This is a genomic window from Thermococcus sp. PK, from assembly GCF_000430485.1.
Classification (GTDB): Archaea; Methanobacteriota_B; Thermococci; order Thermococcales; family Thermococcaceae; genus Thermococcus_A; species Thermococcus_A bergensis.
Window position 1 is genome coordinate 1,033,618 of sequence record NZ_KE387149.1, and the last position, 3,786, is coordinate 1,037,403.

Sequence of the window (3,786 nt, forward strand, 5' to 3'; positions counted from 1 at the left end):
CCTGAAGTTTGGCGTTGTTTACACGCCGGTGAAGCGGGAGAATCAGGTTAGTAATCTGGAGGAGAAGAGGTTTTACAAGTACTTGTCTGACTTTCGCAGGAGGATTGAGACTTTGTTTTCGAAGTTTTCTGAGTTTCTTCTGAAGCCGAGCAGGAGTGTTAGTTTGAGGGGGTTGGTTGTCAGGATTTTAGGGGCGATTCTGGCCGTGAATCTGGACAGATTATACAACTTCACAGATGGTGGGAACTAGGGTTTTGATATTCTTTCAATTTTTGGGCAATAATGCCTTTATTGATTCATCAAGGAGCTTATTTTACCTACATAAAACTTTTATACGAAGGAAGATAAAGTTCGAATGGAAATTTATTCAAAAATTTCAGGGGTGATACCATGGAAAGTCCAAAAATTGTTGAAGAGCTCAAACCATTCTTCGAGCCCAGGGCTGTCGCAATCATCGGAGCTACAGACAAAAAGGGAAAAGTTGGAAACGTCATTTTTGAAAACTTCAAAAGGAACAAAGAAAAAGGCATTTTCAAAGGAAATATCTATCCAGTAAACCCCAAGCTTGATGAAATCGACGGGTACAAAGTGTACAAGAGCGTAAAGGAGCTTCCAAATGATACAGATCTGGCAGTAATCTCAATTCCCGCCCCCTTTGTGCCCGGTACAATGAAAGAGATCGCTGAGAAGGGAATAAAGGCAGTGGTCATTATCACCGGTGGTTTTGGAGAGCTCGGTGAAGAAGGAAAGAAAATGGAGGAAGAGATTCTCCAAATAGCAAGGGAAAACGGAATAAGGGTCATAGGACCCAACTGTGTTGGTGTCTATGTCCCCGACACTGGTGTTGACACCGTCTTCCTTCCCGATGAAAAAATGGACAGGCCTAAGAGCGGGCCAATAGCATTCGTTTCTCAAAGCGGTGCTTTTGCCGCAGCAATGCTCGACTGGGCAGCCTTAGCTGGAATCGGAATTGGGAAGATGGTAAGCTACGGTAACAAAATAGACGTGGACGATGCAGATTTAATGGACTACTTCATTTACGATGACTCTATAAAGGTTGTTACATTCTACATAGAGGGAGTAAAGGACGGTAGAAAATTCATGGAAGCTGCAAAGAGAATAACGAAAGTGAAGCCAGTTATAGCCCTTAAGAGCGGAAAGACAGAATATGGTGCGAAGGCTGCTTCATCCCACACCGGAAGCTTGGCAGGAGCTGATGTAATTTATGACGCAGTCTTTAAGCAGACGGGGATTTTGAGGGCAGAGGACTTCGAGCACATGTTTGACGTCGCAAAGGCATTTGCAAAGTGCAAGCTTCCAAAAGGAGACAGAGTTGGAATAATAACAGACGGTGGCGGAGCAGGAGTTATGGCAAGCGATGCAGTTGCTAAATTTGGCCTCAAAATGGCCGAGCTTAGCGAAGAGACCATCAAATATCTAAAAGAGCACTTCCCACCACACGCAGTTGCAGGAAATCCGACTGATGTCGTTGGAGATACCGATGCCCAGAGGTACAAATACGCAATTGAGGCTTTTGTAAACGATCCAAACGTTGATGCAATAGTAGTAATTGTTCTCTTCCAGGTGCCGCTCTTGAACGAGGAAGAGATAATAGAAATCCTCGCAGACTACGCAAAGAAGAGCGAAAAGCCAATACTCGCAGTTGCCATGGGAGGTAAGAAGACAGAACACTATGCAAAGATACTTGAAGAGAAGGGAGTTCCCGTATATCCGACGCCGGAAAGAGGTGTTAGAGCTTTGGCAGGTTTAGTCCAATACGCTAAATATCTTGAAAAGTTAAAGAAAGAGTGATTTGCTCTTATTTCATTATTATTGGGGGGATAATTATGAAAGAAGAAGCTTTGAAAGTGATTGAAGAGGTCTTGGCTCAAGGTAGGAAGGCTTTAGTTGAATACGAAGCAAAGCAGGTTTTAAAAGCCTATGGTCTGCCAGTTCCAGAGGAAAAGCTCGCCAAAACCCTCGACGAGGCCATAAAGTACGCAAACGAAATAGGATACCCAGTTGCCATGAAACTCATGTCTCCACAAATCCTTCACAAAAGCGATGCAAAAGTCGTTATGCTCAACATAAAGAACGATGAAGAGCTTAAGAAGAAATGGGAAGAGATACACGAGAACGCAAGGAAGTACAGACCGGATGCTGAAATTCTTGGTGTTCTCATAGCCCCAATGCTCAAGCCCGGAAGGGAAATCATCATTGGTGTCACTGAGGACCCACAGTTCGGTCACGCAATAATGTTCGGCCTTGGTGGAATATTCGTCGAGATCCTCAAGGATGTGACGTTCAGGATAATCCCAATTGAAGAAAAAGACGCATGGGAAATGATAAGGAGCATCAAAGGATACCCAATCCTAGCCGGAGCAAGAGGAGAACCACCAGCAGACATGAAGGCCATCGTGGACATGATGCTGAAAGTTTCACAGCTCGTTGATGACCTCAAGGATTACATAAAGGAGATGGATCTAAACCCAGTCTTCGTTTATCCCGAAGGAGAAGGAGCAGTCATCGTTGACGCAAGAATTATTTTGAAGTGATGCCTCTCTTTTCATGTTTCTAACTTTTCTTTATGTAAAGTTAATGTTACTTTAGTTTGACATGATGCAAAGGTATATATCCTTTGGACACCGATACCTCCAATAATAAGTTCAGCTCAATTAGCATTTTTTGAATATCAGATACCGCCAGATGTCAACATCGGGATAACATTCAGAAGAGCATGAAAGGATGTGATAAGAATGACTTCAGAAAAAGAAAAGATTCTCCAGCAAGTAGTAGAGGAAATCTGGAACACGGGAAATGTGGAGTTAGTAGACAAGTTTTATGTCCCAAACTTTGTAAACCATGACCCTGTTAACCCAAATGTCAAAACTCTTGAACAGTTCAGAGAATGGGTGCTCTTTAACCATAAAGTATTTCCGGACTTTCATGTAACCATTGAAGATATCATTGCCCAAGACAACAAGATACTGTTAGGATAACTGGGGCATCACCTCCTGAAGCCATTCAGTAACATCACCAGGCGGATCACCAAAACTAGAATGAATTCTGACAAAATTATACCAGAAGGCAAACAGAAAAACAAACCTATGAACCCTCCTCCAGTCTTTACCCCTGAAATTATTCCAGAAACGCTTCGTCCTCTCCTTCAACGTCCTAAACCAGCGCTCAACACTGTTCCTCGGCCCGAAAGTCACATGCAGATAACCCAACCTCAAACTCTTAAAAGCAGACTTATACCAGCTCGCCCTGTCAACCAGAAAGACAGGCTGCCCTTCACACGACTTTAAAACAACCAGAATGAAATCCCTAGGCAACCCACCAGTTTCTAACAGTCGTAATCCAGACTGCTAAAACTTCCTTGCTCTCAACGTCAATTGCAGCCCAGAGGTATCTTTTCTTCCCGTTGATTTTTATTACTGTTTCGTCAACTGCGATGAAGTTTCGCTGTTTTTGACTGCGAGGATTTTTGGCTTGTAAACTGCTTCTGCTATTTTTTGAATGGCTTCCCAGACGGTTGTGTGGCTGATTCCGAGGATTCTGGCGGTTTGCCTGTAGCTTAAGCCGTTTAGGTACAGGGTTATTGCCCTGATTTTCTTTTCTGGTGGGATTTTGTTTCGGCGAAAAGGTTTTAAGGCTGAAATTAATCGGTTGATAATGGTTTCGGCTTGCATGTTCCCCCCTTTCTTTTTCTGTGGTAGTGTCTGGGATTTAAACCTGACGCCCCACTGCTTATCCTGACAGTATCGGGTCAGACCATGCGAGTCT

Annotated in this window: 3 protein-coding genes and 2 pseudogenes; 4 read left to right on the plus strand and 1 reads right to left on the minus strand. The window is 43.5% G+C overall.

Translation table 11 applies throughout. From position 1 onward, the window contains the following. The 4 genes and pseudogenes from THEPK_RS13105 to THEPK_RS07655 form a co-directional block, all read left to right on the plus strand. A pseudogene (locus tag THEPK_RS13105) lies at positions 1 to 250 on the plus strand (IS982 family transposase); the annotation flags it as partial. Between the two features lie 140 nt (positions 251 to 390). After that, complete coding sequence (locus THEPK_RS07645; RefSeq protein WP_042700244.1) at positions 391 to 1,812, plus strand: acetate--CoA ligase family protein; 1,422 nt, start codon at positions 391 to 393, stop codon at positions 1,810 to 1,812. A gap of 35 nt (positions 1,813 to 1,847) precedes the next feature. Beyond that, positions 1,848 to 2,555: an acetate--CoA ligase family protein gene (locus THEPK_RS07650; protein WP_042700246.1), complete on the plus strand. Its 708-nt coding sequence runs from the start codon at positions 1,848 to 1,850 to the stop codon at positions 2,553 to 2,555. 201 nt (positions 2,556 to 2,756) lie between these two features. Continuing rightward, positions 2,757 to 2,999, plus strand: a complete 243-nt coding sequence (locus THEPK_RS07655) for an ester cyclase (protein ID WP_052315912.1) — start codon at positions 2,757 to 2,759, stop codon at positions 2,997 to 2,999. On the opposite strand, the pseudogene THEPK_RS07660 reads toward THEPK_RS07655, so the two are convergent. After that, a pseudogene (locus tag THEPK_RS07660) lies at positions 2,991 to 3,692 on the minus strand (IS6 family transposase). The gene THEPK_RS07655 and the pseudogene THEPK_RS07660 overlap by 9 nt on opposite strands. Positions 3,693 to 3,786: the final 94 nt, after the last annotated feature.

Coding starts and splice junctions, on each gene's coding strand:
- THEPK_RS07645 (WP_042700244.1), top strand. CDS start 391: ATGGAAAGTCCAAAAATTGTTGAAGAGCTCAAACCATTCTTCGAGCCC.
- THEPK_RS07650 (WP_042700246.1), top strand. CDS start 1,848: ATGAAAGAAGAAGCTTTGAAAGTGATTGAAGAGGTCTTGGCTCAAGGT.
- THEPK_RS07655 (WP_052315912.1), top strand. CDS start 2,757: ATGACTTCAGAAAAAGAAAAGATTCTCCAGCAAGTAGTAGAGGAAATC.